Source organism: Nicoliella sp. ESL1106 (assembly GCF_058509965.1).
On record NZ_CP196340.1, the window covers coordinates 231510 to 252649 of the forward strand.

Annotated in this window: 23 protein-coding genes; 7 read left to right on the plus strand and 16 right to left on the minus strand. The window is 38.7% G+C overall.

Annotation, left to right across the window (positions count from 1 at the left end; translation table 11 throughout):
• Positions 1-3: 3 nt before the first annotated feature.
• The 4 genes from ACSVI6_RS01045 to ACSVI6_RS01060 all read left to right on the plus strand — a co-directional run bounded on the left by ACSVI6_RS01045 (position 4) and on the right by ACSVI6_RS01060 (position 4090).
• Positions 4-1164, plus strand: a complete 1161-nt coding sequence (locus ACSVI6_RS01045; protein ID WP_491720770.1) for a phosphoglycerate dehydrogenase — start codon at positions 4-6, stop codon at positions 1162-1164.
• A gap of 180 nt (positions 1165-1344) precedes the next feature.
• On the plus strand, positions 1345-2055 hold the full coding sequence (gene pyrF, locus ACSVI6_RS01050; protein WP_491716885.1) for an orotidine-5'-phosphate decarboxylase: 711 nt from the start codon (positions 1345-1347) through the stop codon (positions 2053-2055).
• Positions 2056-2060: 5 nt separating this feature from the next.
• Positions 2061-2699: an orotate phosphoribosyltransferase gene (gene pyrE, locus ACSVI6_RS01055; RefSeq protein WP_491716886.1), complete on the plus strand. Its 639-nt coding sequence runs from the start codon at positions 2061-2063 to the stop codon at positions 2697-2699.
• 584 nt (positions 2700-3283) lie between these two features.
• The gene (locus tag ACSVI6_RS01060; RefSeq protein ID WP_491716887.1) at positions 3284-4090 is read left to right on the plus strand and encodes a manganese catalase; all 807 of its coding nucleotides are present in this window, start codon (positions 3284-3286) and stop codon (positions 4088-4090) included.
• A 190-nt stretch (positions 4091-4280) separates the two neighbouring features.
• Here the strand turns inward: ACSVI6_RS01060 and cls are convergent, their stop codons facing one another.
• The 4 genes from cls to ACSVI6_RS01080 all read right to left on the minus strand — a co-directional run bounded on the left by cls (position 4281) and on the right by ACSVI6_RS01080 (position 7700).
• Complete coding sequence (gene cls, locus ACSVI6_RS01065) at positions 4281-5726, minus strand: cardiolipin synthase (protein WP_491716888.1); 1446 nt, start codon at positions 5724-5726, stop codon at positions 4281-4283.
• A 215-nt stretch (positions 5727-5941) separates the two neighbouring features.
• Positions 5942-6454: a hypothetical protein gene (locus tag ACSVI6_RS01070; protein WP_491720771.1), complete on the minus strand. Its 513-nt coding sequence runs from the start codon at positions 6452-6454 to the stop codon at positions 5942-5944.
• 113 nt (positions 6455-6567) lie between these two features.
• Positions 6568-7389, minus strand: coding sequence for an SPFH domain-containing protein (locus ACSVI6_RS01075; protein WP_491716890.1), 822 nt, complete (start codon positions 7387-7389; stop codon positions 6568-6570).
• Between the two features lie 17 nt (positions 7390-7406).
• Positions 7407-7700: a toxin-antitoxin system HicB family antitoxin gene (locus ACSVI6_RS01080; protein ID WP_491716891.1), complete on the minus strand. Its 294-nt coding sequence runs from the start codon at positions 7698-7700 to the stop codon at positions 7407-7409.
• 140 nt (positions 7701-7840) lie between these two features.
• Between ACSVI6_RS01080 and ACSVI6_RS01085 the strand changes: the two genes are divergently transcribed.
• The gene (locus tag ACSVI6_RS01085) at positions 7841-8494 is read left to right on the plus strand and encodes a hypothetical protein (RefSeq protein ID WP_491716892.1); all 654 of its coding nucleotides are present in this window, start codon (positions 7841-7843) and stop codon (positions 8492-8494) included.
• Between the two features lie 26 nt (positions 8495-8520).
• Here the strand turns inward: ACSVI6_RS01085 and ACSVI6_RS01090 are convergent, their stop codons facing one another.
• From ACSVI6_RS01090 to ACSVI6_RS01110, 5 genes are all read right to left on the minus strand, one after another.
• A complete protein-coding gene (locus tag ACSVI6_RS01090; RefSeq protein WP_491716893.1) occupies positions 8521-8871 on the minus strand; it encodes a DUF1516 family protein in 351 nt (116 codons plus the stop codon).
• A gap of 14 nt (positions 8872-8885) precedes the next feature.
• Positions 8886-9086: a DUF6440 family protein gene (locus ACSVI6_RS01095; protein ID WP_491716894.1), complete on the minus strand. Its 201-nt coding sequence runs from the start codon at positions 9084-9086 to the stop codon at positions 8886-8888.
• Between the two features lie 90 nt (positions 9087-9176).
• Positions 9177-10502, minus strand: a complete 1326-nt coding sequence (locus ACSVI6_RS01100) for a C1 family peptidase (RefSeq protein WP_491716895.1) — start codon at positions 10500-10502, stop codon at positions 9177-9179.
• A gap of 21 nt (positions 10503-10523) precedes the next feature.
• On the minus strand, positions 10524-11840 hold the full coding sequence (locus ACSVI6_RS01105) for a C1 family peptidase (protein WP_491716896.1): 1317 nt from the start codon (positions 11838-11840) through the stop codon (positions 10524-10526).
• 130 nt (positions 11841-11970) lie between these two features.
• Entirely contained in the window at positions 11971-12393 is a 423-nt protein-coding gene (locus ACSVI6_RS01110) for a hypothetical protein (RefSeq protein WP_491716897.1), read from the minus strand.
• A 294-nt stretch (positions 12394-12687) separates the two neighbouring features.
• Between ACSVI6_RS01110 and ACSVI6_RS01115 the strand changes: the two genes are divergently transcribed.
• On the plus strand, positions 12688-13527 hold the full coding sequence (locus ACSVI6_RS01115) for a helix-turn-helix domain-containing protein (protein WP_491716898.1): 840 nt from the start codon (positions 12688-12690) through the stop codon (positions 13525-13527).
• 21 nt (positions 13528-13548) lie between these two features.
• A complete protein-coding gene (locus ACSVI6_RS01120) occupies positions 13549-13848 on the plus strand; it encodes a hypothetical protein (RefSeq protein ID WP_491716899.1) in 300 nt (99 codons plus the stop codon).
• A gap of 51 nt (positions 13849-13899) precedes the next feature.
• On the opposite strand, the gene lepB (ACSVI6_RS01125) is transcribed toward ACSVI6_RS01120, so the two are convergent.
• The 7 genes from lepB (ACSVI6_RS01125) to rnpA all read right to left on the minus strand — a co-directional run bounded on the left by lepB (ACSVI6_RS01125) (position 13900) and on the right by rnpA (position 21110).
• Positions 13900-14544 carry a signal peptidase I gene (gene lepB / locus ACSVI6_RS01125; protein ID WP_491716900.1) on the minus strand — a complete coding sequence of 215 codons (645 nt, stop codon included), beginning with the start codon at positions 14542-14544 and terminating at the stop codon, positions 13900-13902.
• Positions 14545-14671: 127 nt separating this feature from the next.
• Entirely contained in the window at positions 14672-15325 is a 654-nt protein-coding gene (gene lepB, locus ACSVI6_RS01130; protein ID WP_491716901.1) for a signal peptidase I, read from the minus strand.
• Between the two features lie 141 nt (positions 15326-15466).
• Positions 15467-17392, minus strand: a complete 1926-nt coding sequence (gene mnmG, locus ACSVI6_RS01135; protein WP_491716902.1) for a tRNA uridine-5-carboxymethylaminomethyl(34) synthesis enzyme MnmG — start codon at positions 17390-17392, stop codon at positions 15467-15469.
• Between the two features lie 63 nt (positions 17393-17455).
• Positions 17456-18853, minus strand: a complete 1398-nt coding sequence (mnmE, locus tag ACSVI6_RS01140; protein ID WP_491716903.1) for a tRNA uridine-5-carboxymethylaminomethyl(34) synthesis GTPase MnmE — start codon at positions 18851-18853, stop codon at positions 17456-17458.
• A gap of 190 nt (positions 18854-19043) precedes the next feature.
• Positions 19044-19802 (minus strand): RNA-binding cell elongation regulator Jag/EloR, encoded by a 759-nt coding sequence (gene jag / locus ACSVI6_RS01145; protein WP_491716904.1) that lies wholly within the window; start codon positions 19800-19802, stop codon positions 19044-19046.
• A gap of 110 nt (positions 19803-19912) precedes the next feature.
• Complete coding sequence (gene yidC, locus ACSVI6_RS01150; protein ID WP_491716905.1) at positions 19913-20749, minus strand: membrane protein insertase YidC; 837 nt, start codon at positions 20747-20749, stop codon at positions 19913-19915.
• The gene (gene rnpA / locus ACSVI6_RS01155) at positions 20742-21110 is read right to left on the minus strand and encodes a ribonuclease P protein component (protein ID WP_491716906.1); all 369 of its coding nucleotides are present in this window, start codon (positions 21108-21110) and stop codon (positions 20742-20744) included. The genes yidC and rnpA overlap by 8 nt, the downstream gene beginning before the upstream one ends.
• Positions 21111-21140: the final 30 nt, after the last annotated feature.

A 21140-nucleotide genomic window follows, 5' to 3' on the forward strand; every position in this document is an offset into this window, starting at 1 on the left:
AAAATGTACAACGTAAAAACTTATAACGCAATTTCACAAGCCGGAATCGACAACTTATCAGATCAATACCAAGTTAACCAAACTGATAATGCAGATGCATACTTAATTCGTTCTGTTGACCTACACGAAGCAGAATTTCCAGAAAAATTAAAGGTGATTGCTCGGGCTGGTGCTGGTTTCAACAACATCCCATTGGACCGCGTTACCGAAGCCGGAATCGCAGCCTTTAACACCCCTGGTAGTAACGCCAATGCCGTCAAAGAATTAGTGATCGCCATGCTCGTAGCTTCCGCTCGTCACTTATTCTCAGTAACCAAGTACACTGCTGAACACATTGACATCGATATCTCACTGATGAAGAAGACCAATGACCGCTTCAAGGGAACTGAATTACTAGGCAAGAAATTAGCCGTTATTGGTTTGGGACACGTGGGTTCATTAGTTGCCAATGCTGCGCGCGACTTAGGGATGGAAGTAATTGGTTTTGACCCATTCCTTTCATCAGATGCAGCTTGGAACGTTTCGAACCAAATTGAACGTGCTAATTCAATGAAGGCAGCGATTAGCGACGCTGACTTTGTAACCGTCCACGTTCCAAAGACAGAAGACACGACTGGATTAATTGGTGCAGATGAAATTAAAGCCATGAAAGATGGCGTTCACCTATTGAACTACTCACGCCTAGGCATTGTTGATAACCAAGCCGTTGTAGATGCCATCAACGCTAAGCACGTGGCTTCATACATCACTGATTTTGGTCAAGACATTCTCCGCGATAACGACGATATCGTTGTCACTCCCCATATTGGTGGATCAACTGAAGAAGCAGAAGCTAACGGTTCCGTTCGGGGTGCCAACATCATCATGACCTACCTCGAAACTGGAAACGTTAAGGGCGCATTAAACCTGCCCGACTTAAACGTTCCATTCAATACTCCTTACCGAATTACGTTAATTCACGAAAACATTCCAAACATGGTGGGACAAATCGCTACTAAGGTGGCTGATTACGACTTAAACATCGAAGGAATGAGTAACGCCGCTAAGGAACACACTGCCTATACTGTCATTGATTTAGATCAAGAACCAACCCAAGCAGTAATTGATAACCTATCCCAAATCAATGCTGTGATTAGAGTACGGGTCATTAAGAATCAAAAATAAGCCTTGATTAATAATTATATTCAAGGTAGAATACATGTAATTACAAAGCATTTTAAATTAGTCCTGTGAGGCTAGCAATTGACGGTGCATATTTCTATCCATTTCCGCTTAATCGGGAGTGCTTTAAAGCCGGCTAGTCTTACAGACTGGTCGGCTTTTTTATATAGAAAGGTGAAACTGATGAGACCAATTATTATTGCGCTGGATTTTAAAAACCAACAAATTTGTTTTGATTTTCTAAATCGGTTTACCCATCCTGAAGAACTATTTGTAAAGGTTGGGATGGAATTATTTTACTTTGCGGGACCTAGTATTATTACTAAATTACGTAAAATGGGCGTCAAAGTGTTTCTTGATTTAAAACTGTATGACATTCCCCACACCGTTGAAAAAGCGGCAGAACAAATTGGGCGCCTCGACGTTCAAATGACCACGATCCACGCTGCTGGTGGAGCTGAAATGATTCAAGCTGCCAAGCGCGGTTTAATCAACGGGAGTCAGACCATTAATGGCACCCCTGCAAAATTATTAGCGGTGACCCAATTAACATCCACTTCAGAAGCGCAAATGCAATCAGAACAATTAGTTGACGCTAGTCTCAAAGAATCAGTCACCCACTTAGCTAAGTTAGCCGCTACCAATGGAGCCGATGGAACCATCTCATCAGCACTAGAAACGCCACTAATTCATGATGCTGCTGGCAACGAATTTCTATGTATCAACCCAGGGATTCGGTTGAAAAATAATAGTACCGATGATCAAAAACGAATCACCACTCCCGCTCAAGCCCGTGAATTGGGTAGTAACGGAATCGTTGTGGGGCGGGCAATTACCCAGGCAAAAGACCCACAAGCTGCATATCAAATTATTAAACAAGAATGGGAAGGATAATTAACATGGCACTTAAAATTGAAAAACAAATCGCATCAGGACTACTCAGAATCAACGCAGTCACTTTATCACCCAACAAGCCATTTACCTGGGCTAGTGGAATCAAATCGCCGATCTACACTGATAACCGACTCACGATTGGCTATCCTGATTTAAGAACCCAAATTGCCGATGGCCTGGCCAACATGATTAAGATTGCATATCCAGAAGCCAACGTAATCGGCGGGGTAGCAACTGCAGGGATTCCGCATGCCGCACTAGTTGCAGATCGACTAAACTTACCAATGGTCTACGTTCGTTCCAAGCCTAAGGACCACGGTCAAGGACGGCAAATCGAAGGCCATCTCCCAGCCGATGCAAAGGTCGTATTGATTGACGATTTAATCTCAACTGGTGGTAGTGTCTTAGATGCTGCTAAGGCGGTTGATAAGGAAGCTGATGCAAAAGTCATTGGGGTTGCTGCTATTTTTACCTATGAACTATCAGACAGCACTAAAAACTTTGCAGATGCCAAAATTCCATTGACCACCCTCACTAACTATTCTAGCTTAATTGAACAGGCTAAGGATGAATCATTGATTACTCCTGAAGATCATAAATCACTATTAAAGTGGCGCCAAGATCCATGGAGTTGGGGTAAATAAAAGTTAGGCATCTTTCAAGGAAAAGTGACGAATCGCTTGATTTTGTATCTTTTTTGTACTATTATTACAATAATGTACATTGTGAATATCCAATGTATTGAGCTAATTATTACTATCCTAAAAACTTTCTTTTGAAATCTATAAAAAGACCATACGGGGCTGTGTGGTCTTTTTATCTATTGACGGGGAGGAATTAATTACCATGAGTAAAGTATCAATGGAAAAAACAGAAGCTAAAAACAAGCAACAAGCCACTAATGCCAATTCTAGACATTGTGATTGTGCTACTCGCAAACAAGCCTAAACTAAAAGCCAGTTCGAACTTAAAATTCGAACTGGCTTTTTTATTTTAGTATGCGAATCAAAAAAATTAATATTTTTGATTTCGTGATAAAATTCTGCCATGGCGCATTTTATCGTTGATATGACTCTGCTAAATTGCCCCTTCTGGATCCATTTATGAAAGATAATAATAGACACGCAAAATAGGTCGTGGTATATTATATCGTACACGATGTAATTAATTATTATCGTTATGAATTCTGTTTCAGAACATTATATTTTAAGAAAGAGGGAAAATCTTTATGTTTAAACACACTCGTAAATTGCAATACAACGCTAAGCCTGATCGTCCAGATCCATTAATGGCACGTCGTCTACAAGAAGCTCTTGGTGGCCAATGGGGTGAAACCACTGGGATGATGTCATACCTTTCCCAAGGTTGGGCATCCACTGGAGATGAAAAATATAAAGATTTACTTCTCGATACCGGGACAGAAGAAATTGGACACGTGGAAATGATTTCCACGATGATTGGTTACCTCTTAGAAGGTGCGCCAACCACTGCGACTGAAGAAGCAATCAAAAAGGACCCCTCCCTTGCTGCCGTTATCGGTGGGATGGATCCAGAACACGGCCTCGTTCACGGAATGACTGCTAGTCTGAACAACCCTAACGGTGCCGCTTGGAACGCCGGTTACGTTACTTCAAGTGGGAACCTCGTTGCCGACATGCGTTTCAACGTGGTTCGTGAATCAGAAGCCCGCCTTCAAGTTAGTCGGCTTTACTACATGACTGAAGATGAAGGAGTTCGCGACATGCTTAAGTTCTTATTAGCTCGTGAAACTCAACACCAACTTCAATTCATGAAGGCTCAAGAAGAATTGGAAGAAAAATACGGTGTGATCGTCCCTGGTGACATGGGTGACATCGAACATTCAGAATTTGCCCACACCATCATGAACTTCTCTGATGGCGACGGTTCTCGGGCCTTTGAAGGACAAGTGGCTAAGGATGGTCACAAGTTCGAATTCCAAGAAAACCCTGAAGCAATGGGTGGCATTCCAAAAACTAAGCCTGCTGATCCACGCTTCAAGAACAACCAAGGTTAATTTAAATTGAATCACCTCACTTGCTTATGATGCATAAGTATCGTAAGTAAGCCTAATAATTAAGAAAACGGCGCTGAATTTACTTTCAGTGCCGTTTTTTTGCGTTAAAGTTATTTTTTTAATACCCTTAGATAAATATCAACTGCCAATAACGTCTTAACATTACATGATTAAATCATGACTTTGTTTATTATAAGATTGGTGCCAATAGTCTACTAAATTGCTGCTTAAACCGCAGCCACCTTGATTGTTGACTAAACATTTCCGATGTAATCAGCTTACTACTTGCCATATCTTGTTTATAAATATTAACTAGCTCTTCGCCGATTTTTTCATCGTACATAAACGCATTAATTTCGAAATTCAGCTTAAAGCTGCGGTAATCAAGATTGGCTGACCCGACTGAAGCGACCTTCCCATCAATTACCATTGTTTTAGAATGAATAAAGCCATTCTGGTAGAAATAGATTTTAATTCCATCATCAGCTAGTTGGCGAGCATAGTACTGCGTCGCCCGATAAACGAATGGGTGATCCGGCTTACATGGTACCATAATTCGAACATCGACCCCTGACATCGCAGCAATGCGGAGCGCATCAATCATGCTATCATCTGGAATCAAATATGGCGATTGAATCCAACAGGTCCGTTCCGCCATTTGAATCAACTTAATGTAGCCGACCTTGATTTGTTCCATATCAGAATCAGGCCCACTGGTCACGATTTGCATATCAGTACTTCCATCCACCTCAGTTACAGGGAAGTGTTCTGGACTGTCGTCATCCATTGGATGCTTATCGTCAGTGGCGTTCCAGTCTAGGATGAACTGCGACTGCAACCCGAACACCCCGGCGCCAACCACGCGAATGTGGGTGTCACGCCAGTGGCCGAACTTTTTCTTGCGCCCCAGGTATTGATCACCAATGTTAAAACCACCGACATAGCCTACCTTGCCATCAATTACAACGATTTTGCGGTGATCCCTAAAATTAATCCGAAAATCAAAAATGGCTGAATGCGTATGTAAAAATGGTTCTGCAATTCCACCAGCTTCAGTAAGTGGTTTAAAGAACTTTGCATTGGTTCCCATCGAGCCCCAACTATCATAAATCACCCGCACCGTGACCCCCTGCTTAGCCTTTTCAACTAACAAGTCACGCATTTGAGTCCCAATCTGATCACTATAAAAAGTGTAAAATTCAATGTTAATACTGTGCTTAGCAGCTTTAACCTCAGTCAACAACCGATTAAAAAGTTGATTGCCATCGGTAAATACGGTGACGGCATTTTTACGGGTTAGGAATGAATCGTCCATATTATCAAATAATCGAATCAGTCCCCGTGACTTATAAGCCACCCGATCAGCTGGAATCGACTGGACGTTTTTAAACATCCCTAATTGCTTATCCAAAATCTTGCGCATGTTGGCAACGTTTTGCGCTTGAAATCTAAATAACCGTTTCTTGGGGAGCTTCCGCCCCAAAAAAGCGTAGATAATAAAGCCCACCCCTGGTAAAAACGAGAGTACCAATAACCACGCCCAGGTGGCTGCAATATCACGTTTTTGTCTAAACACGGTCAACAACGCTAGTCCCGCATTAATCCAAATAATTACATCAATAATATTGGTTAGCATCTATATCACGAATCCCTCCTAATTTTAATATCTAGTATTTCTAATTATCCGATTTTGCTTTGAAAAGATAGGATTATTAATTTTACTGATCAACCAGCATTACTAATACACAATCGTGTATTGATTTATATCTTACACCATTCATTATCAAATGAAAAATTAAAAAAGCGCCCTCAAATTAGGACGCTCAGAAAATAATATTTAGTTCTTACATTTTAATAGCCTGATTGGTAATCAAATCCACTATATTTTTTTGGACCAATTTTCTTGGCGAGTGATTTGGTCTGGTAGTAATGCGCGATAACTGAAATCGTAGCTCCTTCAGCTTCGGTTAACACCCGATGACCCCCAATTGTTTTAACGCTATAAAAAGACCCGTCTCCAGCAGATTGTTGCCAACCACGGAAATTATACCAGGTATTGCCATTATACTTAAACACAGTTGCATATGACCAAGCAGCCGTCTTAGAAACTTCCTTTTGAAGCTTTGCATTATAAGGATGGAATTTCGTTGCACTTGCATTTAGATGCAGTGTATATAACTTTTTCTTGCTGCCATCAAAGCCAATGTAAGTATACCAAGTCCCCTGAATACTCTTAGGGAAAGACTTTACATATGTAGGCTTACTTGCATTGGCCTTCGTTTCAAAATCACTAGCAACAAAGATTGAACCAGCTAGTGAAGTTAGTAATAACATGCTTAGTAATGATTTCTTTCTAAGAACCATAAATATCATCTCCGTTGATAATCAATATGAAACAATTTAAATATATCAGAAATTAATTTTAAAAGCAAAAAAGCGATATTTTTAATATCGCTTTTTAAATTAAATAACTGAAGCTACTTTTTATCATTGGCATCCCAAATCTTCTTTAAACTCGCCATCCGACCGTATTGATCAGCTTGATCGATTGGTGTCACGATTAAGTTACTATCAGATTGAGCTAATCCAGCAAAGGCATTGATCGATTGATTTTCAAAGTATTTTTCATCAGCATTCGCTAATCCAGACTGAATCGTATCAATTCGATATTTTTCAGCATCAGCTTTAATTCGCGTTGCTTTGGCATTGGCGTTAGCAGTGGCAATTAAGGCTTCGTTTTGTGCCTTGGTCCGCAGTTGAATTGACTGGGCATCCCCTTCGGCCTTTGAAATTTCAGCCTTACGTTCCCGATCAGCGGTTAATTGCTTATCCATTGCTTCTTGAATCGCTGAAGATGGTGTCAATTCATCAATATTAATGCGGTCAACGTTGATTCCGTATGTATTAGTTAAATCACCGATGGCCTCAGCTAAATCCTGGTTAATTTTAGCGGTGGAGCCGAGCACTTCGTTCAAGTCCATTCGCCCCACGATATCACGTAAATGCCCCCGTACTAATTGGGACATTGATTCAACTGAATCCGTATTTTCATATTGGTATTTAGCTGAATCAGTAACGTGATAATTTAAAGTCACGCTAGCGGAAACTTCCGCATTATCCTTAGTGATAATCGAATACTTCTTCAATGAGATTGGGCGCATTGCAAGGCTAACGGTCCTAATCTTTTGTAAAAATGGAACGTAAACATTTAACCCTGATTGAACGGTTCGACTGTACTTCCCTAGGGTTTCAACTAACCCTTCGCAATTTTGTTTAACGATTTTTAATCCAAATGGCATCTTAAAGGCCTCCTTTTTTATTTTTGCCGAAGCAATAACACGTTTCCATTGGTCCCCACCACTTCATATTCTGCCGAAGCAGATGGTTGTGATTCATTCAGTAGGTCATAACGGTAGTAAATCCCCTGCATTAAAACCAGTCTGCTCTTTTTGCTAATTTGATCCCCACTCACGGTGCGACCAACAAACTGGCGCTGCTCTAAGGTACCACTTTTAACGGTCGTTCTCAACACATTTTTAATATATTCATCGACCGTCCGATGTTCAACTTCAGCAGCGCGCTTAATTTGATCGGCTAATTGCGCATCCAAATTGATTGTAAACTTGATGTTTCACACCTCCCTAAATTGTTTCACGTGTAACATTATCACATTAATTGTTATTATTACAACCAAAATATAAATCGTGATATACTAAATTATAATTATTATAAGACTTGGAGGACTCATGGATGGCTACTAACTTACAATTACGCAGTATGTTAACTTTGGAATCACAACCAGGACCATTTATTTCAATTTTTGTCCCACTTGATAACGTTCGTGATCGTGACTTTGTTACCAATTTAGGTAATCGGGTGAAAAATTCCTTTGTTAATAAATATCCCGATAAAGATTGGTCTCCATATCAAGATAAATTCAATAAAATGCGGATTCCGAGAATGCTCGGCGCGAGAAATACCAAGGGGCTTGCGATTTATGTTGGTCCAACAATTTTAAAAGTATTTAAATTAAACCATGAAGTTAATGAATCGATCATTATGGATGATACCATGAAAATCATTGAACTAATCATGGATACCCAGTTCAAGCACATCCAAAGATCACATCACCTTTTTGATGCAGCAATCAAAAACATTAAAGTGCACTACCATGAAGCTAGTCAAATGGAACTAACCAGTGATAAATTAGACGACATTGTAAAGCTAGCACCAGCTGGACGAATCGATGCCCTAATTATTAATACTGCTGCTTCCCAAGAAGCTAAAAACCATATTTTAAATGACCTTGCCATTACCGTCATTGGATTTGGCGGAAACGTTTTCCTATTAAACAACAGTGAAATGCCTGAAAATAAGGGAGTTGCAGTGATCAAAAGGGGTTAAAAAAGACACTCATTGAGTGTCTTTTTTTATCTCACAAACGGATGGCCACCAGCAACGATAACCCCTAGTAAAATTACTACTATTAGAAGCGTCGCTAAAATTAAAACCATCCGTTTATTGAGTTGATTATGCTTTTGTTTTGCAAATGAAACCTCAATGACACCAATTAATCCAAACGCTGCAACTACTTTAGCCACGGCAAGAAATGGACTGCGCGCCCAGGCGTGCGGGAATAAAACTATTCCACTAACAATAAAAACTAAGTAACAAAACCGAACTATCATTACATAGAATTGGTTGCCACTACTAAGCGATAGGGCCATCACTGTAGAGATAATCATAATCAAAGCAAAAATGATGTGAAGCCATAATAGCATCCTAATTCCCCCAACTAGTCATCCCTTGTTTTTTTTCGCCTTTTTTCAGCCAATAACTTTTCGGCAGTTTTGGCATTAATTTTAACGGAACCATTAGCGTCCAACAGTGGAATCAAAGAACTACCATATCCACCATATTCAACGCCAGTTTCACGATCAACATATACTGAAACGCCAGTAAAAGATTCCTCTAATAATTTAAAGCGTTTTGCCATCTGTGTGTCGCCCCCAGTCTCTTTCCCATTTATTTTACCACAAAAAAACGTATGACTTGAATTACATCAGTCCTACGCTTTCATTACAATTTAACTTAGGGAATCCCATGGAGCTAATTCGACTGGCGATTGGTTCAATAAATCGCGTTGGGCATCGGAAAGATACTTCTTATTGATCACTACTTCGTAAACAAATGCATCCATCCAGCTGTCATCCATAGTAAAGTAGCCCTTGTTGCCGTTCTTATCGCCCCAACTATTTTCTACTTTCCAACGGACGGGTTCATCATTAACTAAGTCAACTCCAGTTAACACCATTGCATGTGAAACTTCAGCTTGATGGTATTGAAAACGTTCGGCTTTACTCATCACCAGATCAATATTAAACAATTCAGCTCGATGATAAAGATTAGCATCTAAAATCCCCTCTTTGCGTTCCGATTGTTCAACAACGTCATTGCCAAACCAAACGGTCCCGCCATCCTTTAGTTGTTGAATGGCAGTTGCCTTCAAAACATTCATTGGTAGATTTAAAAATTGAATTTGTTTGCCACCGACAACGTTATTTTGACTAGGCAAACTATATAGTTGGTTGTACTCCTTATCAGGAGCATTAGAAAGTACCACATAATCATCCAGATCATCTGTAAAGTACTTATCAAAAAATTGCTTGGGAGTTAACCCTTGGTCTAAATGGTAGTTTTGTTTATCATCCCGATACTCAAAATCAAATTTTTCAGGTGGAACCCCGACTGAATACCCAACGATGCGGTAAACTTCACTCAACATTTTTTGCCGTGCTTGCGTTAGTTCTTCATCACTAACGCCGTCATTCACTAAATTCCGTAAACGCATTCCATCACGCCGTAATTTTAAGTTCAATAATGAATTAAGGTCGCGAGTATTTTTGGTAACGTTATTTTCTGGGAAAACGCTCGTGGGAACGACCCCATATTTTTGGACCAACGCAGCTGACATTGCCCATTGGCCACCATCATTACCAGGCCCCGCAAGATAAAATTGAACTGTTCGATCTGTAGTTGGTAAATTAGCCGTACTAATCATCCGATCATAAAAAATGTTCGCACGTTCAATTTTATCCCAGAAAAAGAGGTAGCTTTGCGATAGTTCAAAGTCCTTTACACCATACTTTTCAGCAAATTGATGCCGTAAGTTATTTGTAAGCGAAAATAACCAGCAACGCCCACTTTGCCGTTGATTAGTCACTCCACCGGTCTTAACTTCCACTGAAAAAACATGGTTAGTCCGAACGGCAGCTTTTGGATCCTTTGCAACGTTATTGACACCATTTTGTTGGATTGCACGAGCAATTACATCTGCTTGAGGTTGCTTAGCATAATCTTCTTCAAGTGCTGCAATGTCAGCATCAGTTAATTTATTATTATTTTCTGTCATTATCGTTCCTCCAATTTCATATTAATCCCATGCGTTCAATTCGATTGGGGTCTGTGTGAGCATTCTTTGCTGTTCATCAGTTAAATACTGCTTTTTAACAATCACTTCATAAACAAAGTCTTCCATCCAGTCATCAGCCATCGTGAAATAGCCCGATTCACCGACTTTGCTGCCCCAACTATTTTCTACTTGCCATTTAGTCGTCTTTCCATCAATAACGTCGACTCCGGTGAACGTCATTGCATGGGAAGCTTGCGCCTCAGAATATTCAAAACGTTGCTTCTTAGTCATGTCTAAATCAACATTAAATAACCGATCACGACGATATAGCTTACTATCTAGTAATCCTGGTTTAGTATCGGATTGAGCACCCACATCGTTACCGAACCAAACTGGTTCGCCATCCTTTAGCTGTTGTAACGCCATTCGTTTTAGATCCGCCATTGGTAAGTTCAAATAATGAATGTGTTGGCCCCCTACCACGTTATCCGATACTGATTGTTGGTATAGTTTGTTATAAGCACGATGGGGATAATTACATACGGAAATATATTGATTCAAATCAATTCCAAAATACTTATCATAAAATTGTTTGGGGGTAATATTTTTATCAATATGATAATTGTCCTTATCATCTCGGTATTCAAAATCAAACGTTTTTGGCGGTACGCCAATACTCATCGCAACAATGCGGTAAACTTCAGTTAACATTTGTTTTCTAAATTTACTGATTTCATCTGGGTTGGCACCATTGTTAATTAGTTCGCGAAGCTTCATTCCATCCCGCCGTAGTTTGAATGACAATAATCGGTCGAACTCAGCGGTATTGTTAGCAACTTGCGTTCTTGGAAATGCTGCGTCTGGCAATACCCCATACTTTTGGACAAGCGCAACGGCCATATCCCACTCACCACCGTCTTCATCTGGTGATGATAAGTACACTGATAATTCACGATCACTTGTATCCTTAGCAGCCGTTCTAATAATTTGATCATAGTATGCATTGGCCCGTTCGATTTTATCCCAAAAGAATAAGAAGTTAGATGATAGTTGAAATCCCTTTACATTATACTTTTTAATAAATTCATGCCGTAAAACATTCATTAATGCAAACATCCAACAAAAACCAGCTTGTTTTTGATCAGTGATTTGATCATTTTCACTTGCTTTTAAATCAATTGAGAATGTTGGATTTAACCGTACTTTTACTTGATTATCAATCGCAACCTTATTAATTCCATTTTCCTGGATTGCTCTCGAAATAACGTCTGCTTGTGGTTGCCGATTATATGCAGATTTAAAACGTTCTAAATCGGTGTTATTTAACTCATTTGCCATTCTCGATTCCCCCTACGCTAATAGTTTTAAAAATATTTGTAACTATACTATAATTTTCACCCAATTAAAGCAAATTAGTAGAATTAAAAAAGAGCCCCCTTAACAAGGAGCCCTCAATCAAGGCAATCAACTAAGCTTTTGATTTGGCAATATCATCATAAGTGCTTGTCATTTTTTCAATCACAGCAGTTAAATTAACATCATTTAAATCAACAGTGGTCGTTAAACAATGGTATGGACGATAATAATAAATTTTAAAATCACTACCATCGACCCGATGATTAGGTAACTTTTCAAAGTAGTTTTCTACAGTGGATAGTTCTGGATAATCCTTGATATCAAAAACACCCCAGTCTTCCAATTGAAGTGGAATCAATACCCGAACTTGATGGTCGTTATGAACTTGGAACTGGATTTCGCAATCTCCCTCATTAACAAGTCCCACCATTGCCCAGTAAGGTGTTTCTGGGATGATTTTTAAATCTGAAATGCTGTAGTTACTATTTGCTTTAACAGATTCAACAGCAGATTCAATTGTATCGATCATCTTCATTAAATCATATCCTTTCTCAATATTAATACAGATTAAATTATACCATTATATTAGATAAACAATTACTATTATCTATTGGATTTAGCTGATTTTTAGCATTTTTTGAAACATATTTTTAAATATTATCTATATAAATAAAGATTATCAAAAAATTTTATAAAGGTGACTATTTTCATGTATTATTTATTTAATAATTGTGATAACATATTAATTTGTGAATGATAGATACTTTTTGTTAGTGAAATTTTAGAACTTTTTCAGTAAAAAATATGTTTTTAAGTGAGAGGTATTAATATGTTTTTAGGAAGTAAAATTGCTCAACAACGTAAGGAAAAGAATATCACCCAAACTGATTTGGCAAGCGATATTTGTACTCAAAACACAATTAGTAAGATTGAAAAGCACAATGTGCCACCAACTACTAAGATTTTAATCAAGCTATGTCAAAGAATTGACCTCACATTAAACGATGTCTTTTCTGACTTTAGCCGTCCAGATAGTGACGTAGATGCACTTTTGAATAATGCTGAACATTCACTATATAACTACAATCATGAAAATGCAGATGAGATTGAAAGCAATATCGCTAAGCTAAAGAATTATCAAATCGAAGCTGAAGCACTGGTCCAATTTCAATTCATCAACGCATTCTTAAAATTTAGACAGGGACAATTCGAAGATGCTATCTTTGAATGTGATAAAGTTCTTGCAAGCACCCGTAGTGAAGATGCTAACGTTTACACAACCTTGGCTTACACAATTAAGGGTGATTCTTACAAAAAACTTGATAAGATCAGTAATGCTGAATACTACTTCAACATTGCGGATAAATTTATCAAGAGCTACAAGTCAGAAAAGGGCCTTGATTACAGTTCTATTCAGGTCATCTTTATTTGTAATCAATTAGCTCACTACTACATTTTAACTAATGAATTTAAAAAAACGATGCGGGTTGCAAAGACTGGAATTCAGTTAAATGATCAACTCCACACGACTTACTTTATGAATTCACTATTCAACACCGCTTTTGAAGCTGGTAAAGAACTTAATTTAGAACCCGCTTTGTTAAAGAATTATCAAAAATTCGCTAATTTATTTGAACAATACAACGGATTTGAAAGTATTAACGCATAATAAAAGGATCCTGATTATATTATGATTAACATTAAACAACACATTCGGATGTATGCTGAAACGGCAGTTCAAAATGGTGACTTAGCAACTACTGAAGATGTTCAATCTTTAGCCCAAGCTGATCACAAAACATGGAATGTTTCGGTCAAACATTTCCAAAACAATAATGGTGTTATCAACATTACACTAGCGCCTGTTTCAGAATCAAAAGATTATCAAGTATTGGATGGCAATAATAATATTATTTGGCAAGGTCAATTCACAGAAGCAAACTTTAACTCTATTATTCAAAATGTTCTAATGAAAATAAATATTATTTAGCTATTAAAAATAAAAAAGAAGTTCACACCATGATTGATGTGAACTTCTTTTTTATTCATATGCTAAAGAATTAATATTCTTTTGTTGTTGTTTATTAGTATTATTGCTGTTGAAAGGCCATGGCCATTCAAAGACGTGAACCACTCCCATGATCTTATCCTTTGGAACGAAGCCCCAGTAACGACTATCGTTAGAAACGCTTCGGTGATCACCTAATACAAAATATTCACCCTTGGGAACCGTAACGGCTTGTTTATTCTTCGGCCAATTAGCAGCTAATTTCTTAATGTCCCAATTTGTAATCTTATAAGTTGGCACCTGAGTCCCCGTGGTTTGTTCATAATTACTAATGAACGTTTGGGAGACCTTCTTATCATTAACGTAAATCGTCCCAGCCTTGAAAGCTACCTTGTCACCAGGAAGTCCGATAACCCGCTTCACATAATAATCGGGATTCCCAGATGCTTGGGGATCTTCTCCAGAAGCATTAAAAACAATCACACTTAGATGCTTAATTTTTGCTTGGCGGTAAACAACAATGGATTGATTGTTCTTAAGGTTCGGTTCCATCGAAGGACCACTTACTCGCACCTTAGTAATTAAAAAGTTGTTTACTAATCCAAGGACTATCAATGTTACCACAATTGGTAAAATATAGTCCAAGATAAATTGAATCACTCTATTTTCTGATTTCACAATAACGTCTCCCGTTTCAATTTTGACAAATTTATTCATATTATAACATTTTATAGCAAATGTTTGCGATGTTGATATTTTCTTAAAAAAGTACCTGTGGATAAATTATCCACAGGTACTTTTAATTCTAATATCCCAACGAATTGATGTTATAACGTTGCTGACTATTTGTATTGTACTTATTGAACGGCCATGGCCAACCATAAACATGAACCACGCCCATAATCTTATCCTTTGGAACGAATCCCCAGTAACGACTATCATTAGAAACACTACGGTGGTCACCTAGTACAAAGTACTTACCCTTTGGCACGGTAACGGCACCTTGATCAACCTTCCAATACTTAGATAGGGTTTTTAAATCCCAATTTTTAAAGGTTGGAATCCCATCAGAAGTATTTTGGACTTGTGTCCCAGTAGTTGCTTCATACTTACTGATGAAAGTCTGTGGGACTTTTTTATCATTAACATAAACGGTTCCATCTTTAAAGGCGACTTTATCCCCAGGCAACCCAATAACCCGCTTAACATAATAATCAGCAGTCGGGGTTGCGCTAGGATCAACTCCACTAGCATCAAAAACAATCACGCTCTGATGCTTAATCGGTGCTAGCTTCCAGACGACCAATAATTCCTTATCGTTTAAGTTAGGCTGCATTGACGGCCCGCTGACCCGCATTTTATCAACAACAAAAACCCTTAATAAAACCACGAGCACAATTGCAAACACGACTGGAAAAACATAGTCACGAATCGCTTGGAATATTTTATTTTCTTTCAATTTGAAAAACTCCTAAATTTATGTAATTTATAACTAATATATACCTTTTTTAAAAATTAAATACTAATTTAATTAGTTTATAAGAAAAAATTAAAAAGCCATGTTGGCATTTTAATACCAACATGACTTCTTAAATAATGATTATTTAGTTTTGGCAATCCGTCCCTGTTGAATGTAAACACTTAAGATCGCGATATCAGAAGGATTAACTCCACTAATCCGTGATGCCTGTGCAATACTGTGTGGTTGGATCTTTTTGAGTTTTTGATGTGCTTCAGTTGCCAGACCGTCAATTGCGTCATAATCAATGTTTTCAGGAATCTTCTTTGCTTCCATCTTCTTTAATTTTTCAACGTTTTCTTCAGCCTTTTTAATGTAGCCAGCGTACTTAGTACGAATTTCAACTTGTTCGATCACCCGCCGACCAAGTGGCTTAGCTGGTTCTGGAATGAAACGCTTCAAGATGTTGTAGGTAACATATGGGCGCCGTAGAAATACTGAGGCCAAAACCCCATCTTGTAACGGTTTATCCCCATGTTCTTGAATAAATTGGTTGACCTCATCGTTCGGCTTGATCCGAATGCTGTTCAGGCGTTCAATTTCACCCTCCACAGCTGCTTTCTTTGCTAAGAATGCTTGATACCGTTCTTCTGAAATAAGGCCTAATTCGTATCCCTTTTCAGTTAACCGCATGTCAGCATTATCATGCCGCAAAAGTAATCGATACTCAGCCCGACTAGTCAATAACCGATATGGTTCGTTGGTCCCCTTAGTTACCAGATCATCAACCATAACTCCAATATAGGCTTCGTTCCGTTTCAAAATCAATGGATCCTTGCCTTGGGCGCGTAATGCAGCGTTAATTCCAGCGTACATCCCTTGTCCCGCTGCTTCTTCATAACCTGAAGTCCCGTTGGTTTGCCCCGCAGTATAAAGATTCTTTAATACCTTAGTTTCAAAGGTTGGTTTCAATTGGTATGGATCGACAACGTCATATTCAATCGCATAACCAGGCCGCATCAATTCAGCATTTTGCATTCCAGCAACTGAATGAATCATGTTTTGTTGAACTTCTTCTGGCATTGAAGTCGACATCCCATTCACGTAGTATTCTTGGGTTTCGCGTCCTTCTGGTTCCAAAAAGACCTGGTGGTGATCCTTATCAGCAAAGCGCACGACCTTATCTTCAATCGAAGGACAATAACGAGGTCCAATTCCTTCAACGGTTCCGTTAAACATTGGTGCCCGCCCTAAGTTTTCCCGAATGATTTCATGGGTCTTTTCATTGGTGTAGGTCAACCAACATGACAGTTGATTCTTAAGGTCAAGGTATTGACTATCTGGCGTTTCGTAACTGAAGTGGTTCACTTCTTCATCACCAGGTTGTTCAGTCGTTTGACTAAAGTCAATCGTATTCCCATCAACCCGTGGTGGAGTTCCAGTTTTGAACCGCTTTAATTTAAAGCCTAAATTCTCCAAATTCTTGGATAATTCTAGGGCTGGTTGGGTATTATTAGGCCCGGATGAGTATTGTAACTCACCGATAATAATGCGACCACGAGCAGCAGTTCCAGTACATAGAACCACCGTTTTAGCGTTATATTTAGCACCAGTGTTGGTAACGACACCCTTACAAACCCCATCTTCGGTAATCAATGAATCAACGATTCCCTGCCGTAACGTCAAGTTCGGTTGATTTTCAATCGTTTGCTTCATTGCGCGGTGGTAGGCATGCTTATCAGCTTGGGCCCGTAAGGCTCTCACTGCAGGGCCCTTACCCGTGTTTAGCATCCGCATTTGAATGTAGGTTTTATCAATGTTGCGACCCATTTCACCACCCAGGGCATCGACCTCACGCACCACGATTCCCTTGGCAGGCCCTCCAACAGAAGGATTACATGGCATAAATGCGACCATTTCTAAGTTGATCGTAAGTAATAATGTTTTGTTGCCCATTCTGGCCGCTGCTAATGCCGCTTCACAACCAGCATGTCCGGCCCCAACTACGATCACATCATAGTCTGGGCCTTGGTAAGTCTGCTTAACGTGACTTAAAATTTCACTCATAATTTCCTCCAAAAAGTTATCCACATGTTAATTACTTTTTATTTTCAATAAAGTTATCCACAGTTACTTTCCTAAACAGAATTGACTGAATAATTGATCAAGCAACTCGTCGTTATAGCTATCTCCTGTAATTTCACCCAGAAGCTCCCAACAACTAGTCATGTCAATTTGCACCAAATCAACAGGCATGTCGTTTGCAATTCCGTTAATAACATCATCTAAAGCAGCAGTCGCTTGGTTCAACAATCCAATGTGTCTTGCATTCGTTACCATTACGTTAGATTGTGAATTTTCAATTCCCTCTTCAAAGAAGAGTTTGGCAATCCGTTCCTCAAGTGACCTAAGTCCGTCAGCCTTCATGGCAGAAGTGGAGATGATGTTATCCTTACCAACTAGTTGTTCAACTTCAGCTAATTCAATCTGCGTTGGTAAATCGGTCTTATTTAAAATGACGATTCGTTTCACATCATTGGTCAAGGTTAACAATTCACGATCTTCGTTCGTTAGTGGTTCACTAGAATTGAGCACTAGAAGTACTAAATCAGCACTGTTGATTGATTTACGGGAACGTTCGACCCCGATTTTTTCCACTTGGTCATCAGTTTCCCGAATCCCAGCAGTATCGATCAATTTAAGTGGCACCCCACTAACATTGACGTATTCTTCCAATACATCCCGAGTCGTCCCAGGGACGTTGGTAACAATTGCTTTATCCTCATGCAATAAATGGTTGAGAATGCTAGATTTACCAACATTGGGCCTACCAACAATCGCAGTGGCTAACCCATCACGGAGCACCTTCCCCTGTTTGGCAGTCTTTAATAATTGCTGTAAGCTAGCCTTGACTTCATTGGCCTTACTTAACAATAACTTAGTCGTCATTGTTTCGGCCGCATCATATTCTGGATAATCGATATTGACTTCAACGTTGGCCAAAACATCTAAAATGTCCTGTCGTAAGTTCCGAATCAGGTGGGAGAGATTCCCGTCCAATTGATTTAATGCTGCTTTCATGGACTGATCAGTCTTGGCTTCGATCAAATCCATTACCGCTTCAGACTGTGATAAATCAATTCGCCCATTCAAAAATGCCCGCTCTGTAAATTCACCAGGATTCGCCATACGCGCCCCGTTGCTAAGCACAATTTGTAAGATGCGGTTCGTTGCAACAATTCCACCATGGCAGTTAATTTCAATCACGTCTTCTTTGGTGTAGGTGTTGGGAGCCCGCATTACTGAAACCATTACCTCATCGACGGTTTCGTTGCCGTTTGCTGGATCAACAATATGTCCATAATTAATAGTATGGCTAGCAACTTGGTTGAGGTCTTTTCCACGATAAATAGCAGTAATTACCTTCATTGCATCTTCACCACTAATCCGCACGATTGCAATCCCACCTTCACCAGGCGGAGTCGAAATTGCAGCAATGGTATCGAATTCAGTTGTCGTTAGTGCCATATGATGACTTCCTTTCTTTCATTTCAAATCAATTTAAAATACAAAAAAAGTGCCCACACCACGCCCTTAAACCGCGTGGATAAAGCACTTTCACTACTTCATCTAGCTATATTAATTTTTACACGACAAATAACATTTATATCATATATTGATATAAACGGTTTGTCAATTTGGTTGCTTATTTATTTTTTTACTTTGGGACCACTACTACTGCGCGATAGGGCTCTCTTCCAGCCGAGTAGGTACGAACGTATTGATGGTTCTCTAATGTTTTATGAATTTTCTTTCTTTCAAATGATGGCATCGGATCTAAGTAAACTGGTTTCCCCTCTGCTACAACGTCTCGAGCTGTCTTTTCTGCCAATTTTTCTAAAATATCTAAGCGCCGTTGACGATAATTAGCGGTATCTAATTCAACAACGACATGGTAAATTCCTAATCGATTTAAATAAATCTCAGCTAAAGTTTGAAGGGCGTTGATTGTTAAACCATGCTTACCAATCAATAATCCTTCTTCTTTTGTTTCAAAATCAATCTTAACCGTTTTACTATTTTTAAAAATTACTTTTGATGTTGCATGGATGCTTAATTGAATTACAATTGCATCCAAATATTGTTGAAGCTGATCAACTGCTTTTTTAATTTCATCTGAATTACTAGTTGGTTCATCATCCTCATTTTGAGAACGACTGAACTCAATGCTAGCTGACTTAGCAGCATTCGATGCCCTTGTATTAATTTCTTGGTCATCACTTGATGACTTTGGTGTTTCTTCTGCTGTTTTTTGAATTTCCGTTACTTCAACAATTGCATCGCGCTTGCCAAAGCCAAGAAATCCCTTCTTTTCAGTTTGAATTACTTTAATATTTGCTTGATTTTTTTCGATTGCTAGTTTGTTGAGTCCGTTTTGAATCGCTTCCTCAACATTCTTTCCGGTAAACGTGTTCATGAATGTGAATCCCCCAATAATTTTTGAATAACATTATAATGATAGCACAAGAACAACAAAAAAAGACACCAAAATAAGTAGATTTGGTGTCTTTTAATTAAGGTTTAAATTTATTTTCGACGGCTCTTCTTCGCCTTGCGAATTGCCTTAGCAACTTTACGTTCATGTTCCTTACGAACAAATTCCTTTTCTTCACGTTCCCGTTGAATTTTCCATGGGTTTTGAAGAACGAGAGTTTGGACAGCTTGGAACGCATTGGTAATCACCCAGTAAAGTGATAGTGCAGATGGAACGCTTAAAGCAGTAAAGAAGATAATCAATGGCATCCCAAACGTCATAATAGTTGTCATACTATTCTTTTCGGGTTGAGATTTCATTGCAAGCCATGAACTAACAAAAGTCAATAAAGCAGCCAAAATTGGTAGAACAAAGAATGGATCTTTATCACCAAGTTTTAGCCATAAAAATTGACCAGACTTCAAGATTTCAGTTCTTGAAATCGATTGGTAAAGTGCGTAAATAACCGGCAATTGGACAATTAATGGTAAACAGCCCGCAATTGGATTAACACCAGCTTCTGAATAAAGCTTTTGTTGTTCTTCACGCAACTTTTGCATTGTTTCAGTATCCTTTGAAGAATACTTCTTTTGCAATGCCTTTAACTGTGGTTGAATTTCTTGCGTTTTCTTCATGCTCCGAGTTTGGAAAATCATCAAAGGTAAAATGATGATTCGGATAATAATCGTAAATACGATAATCCCAATTCCATAACTGGAACCGAATAGCTTAGATAACCAAATGATAGCACGTGAGAAGTTTAAAACAATTCCCCCGTCCCAAAAACCAGTACTATGATTAGTAATTGGAGTCGTACTACATGCACTCAATAGGAAGACTAAACTAAAAACAGAAGCTAACGCTAAGTATCTCTTTAGTTTTTTATTCAATTTTTTGATCCTCACTATAATTAGGACTAAGTAAATTTGCTAATTTTAATACATGAATCAAATTATACTTGATGGCTTTCATCGATTGGCCTGAAGCATGGGGACGAGCAATCACTAAAATATCAACATCACTGCGCAAAGCAGGTTTTAATTCTAAAAGTGATTGTCTGATCCGTCGCTTTACCCAGTTTCTATGAACTGCGTTTCCAATTTTTTTACCAACAGAAATCCCAACTCGAAAATGAGGTTGACTAGGTTTGTCCATTTGATAAATCACAAACATCCGATTAGCCACTGAGTTATGGTTTTCAAATACCGTCTGGAAGTCAGCTTCCTTTTTAACGCGATATGATTTTCGCATAATCCATCTCCAAGTAACGATTCAAAATAT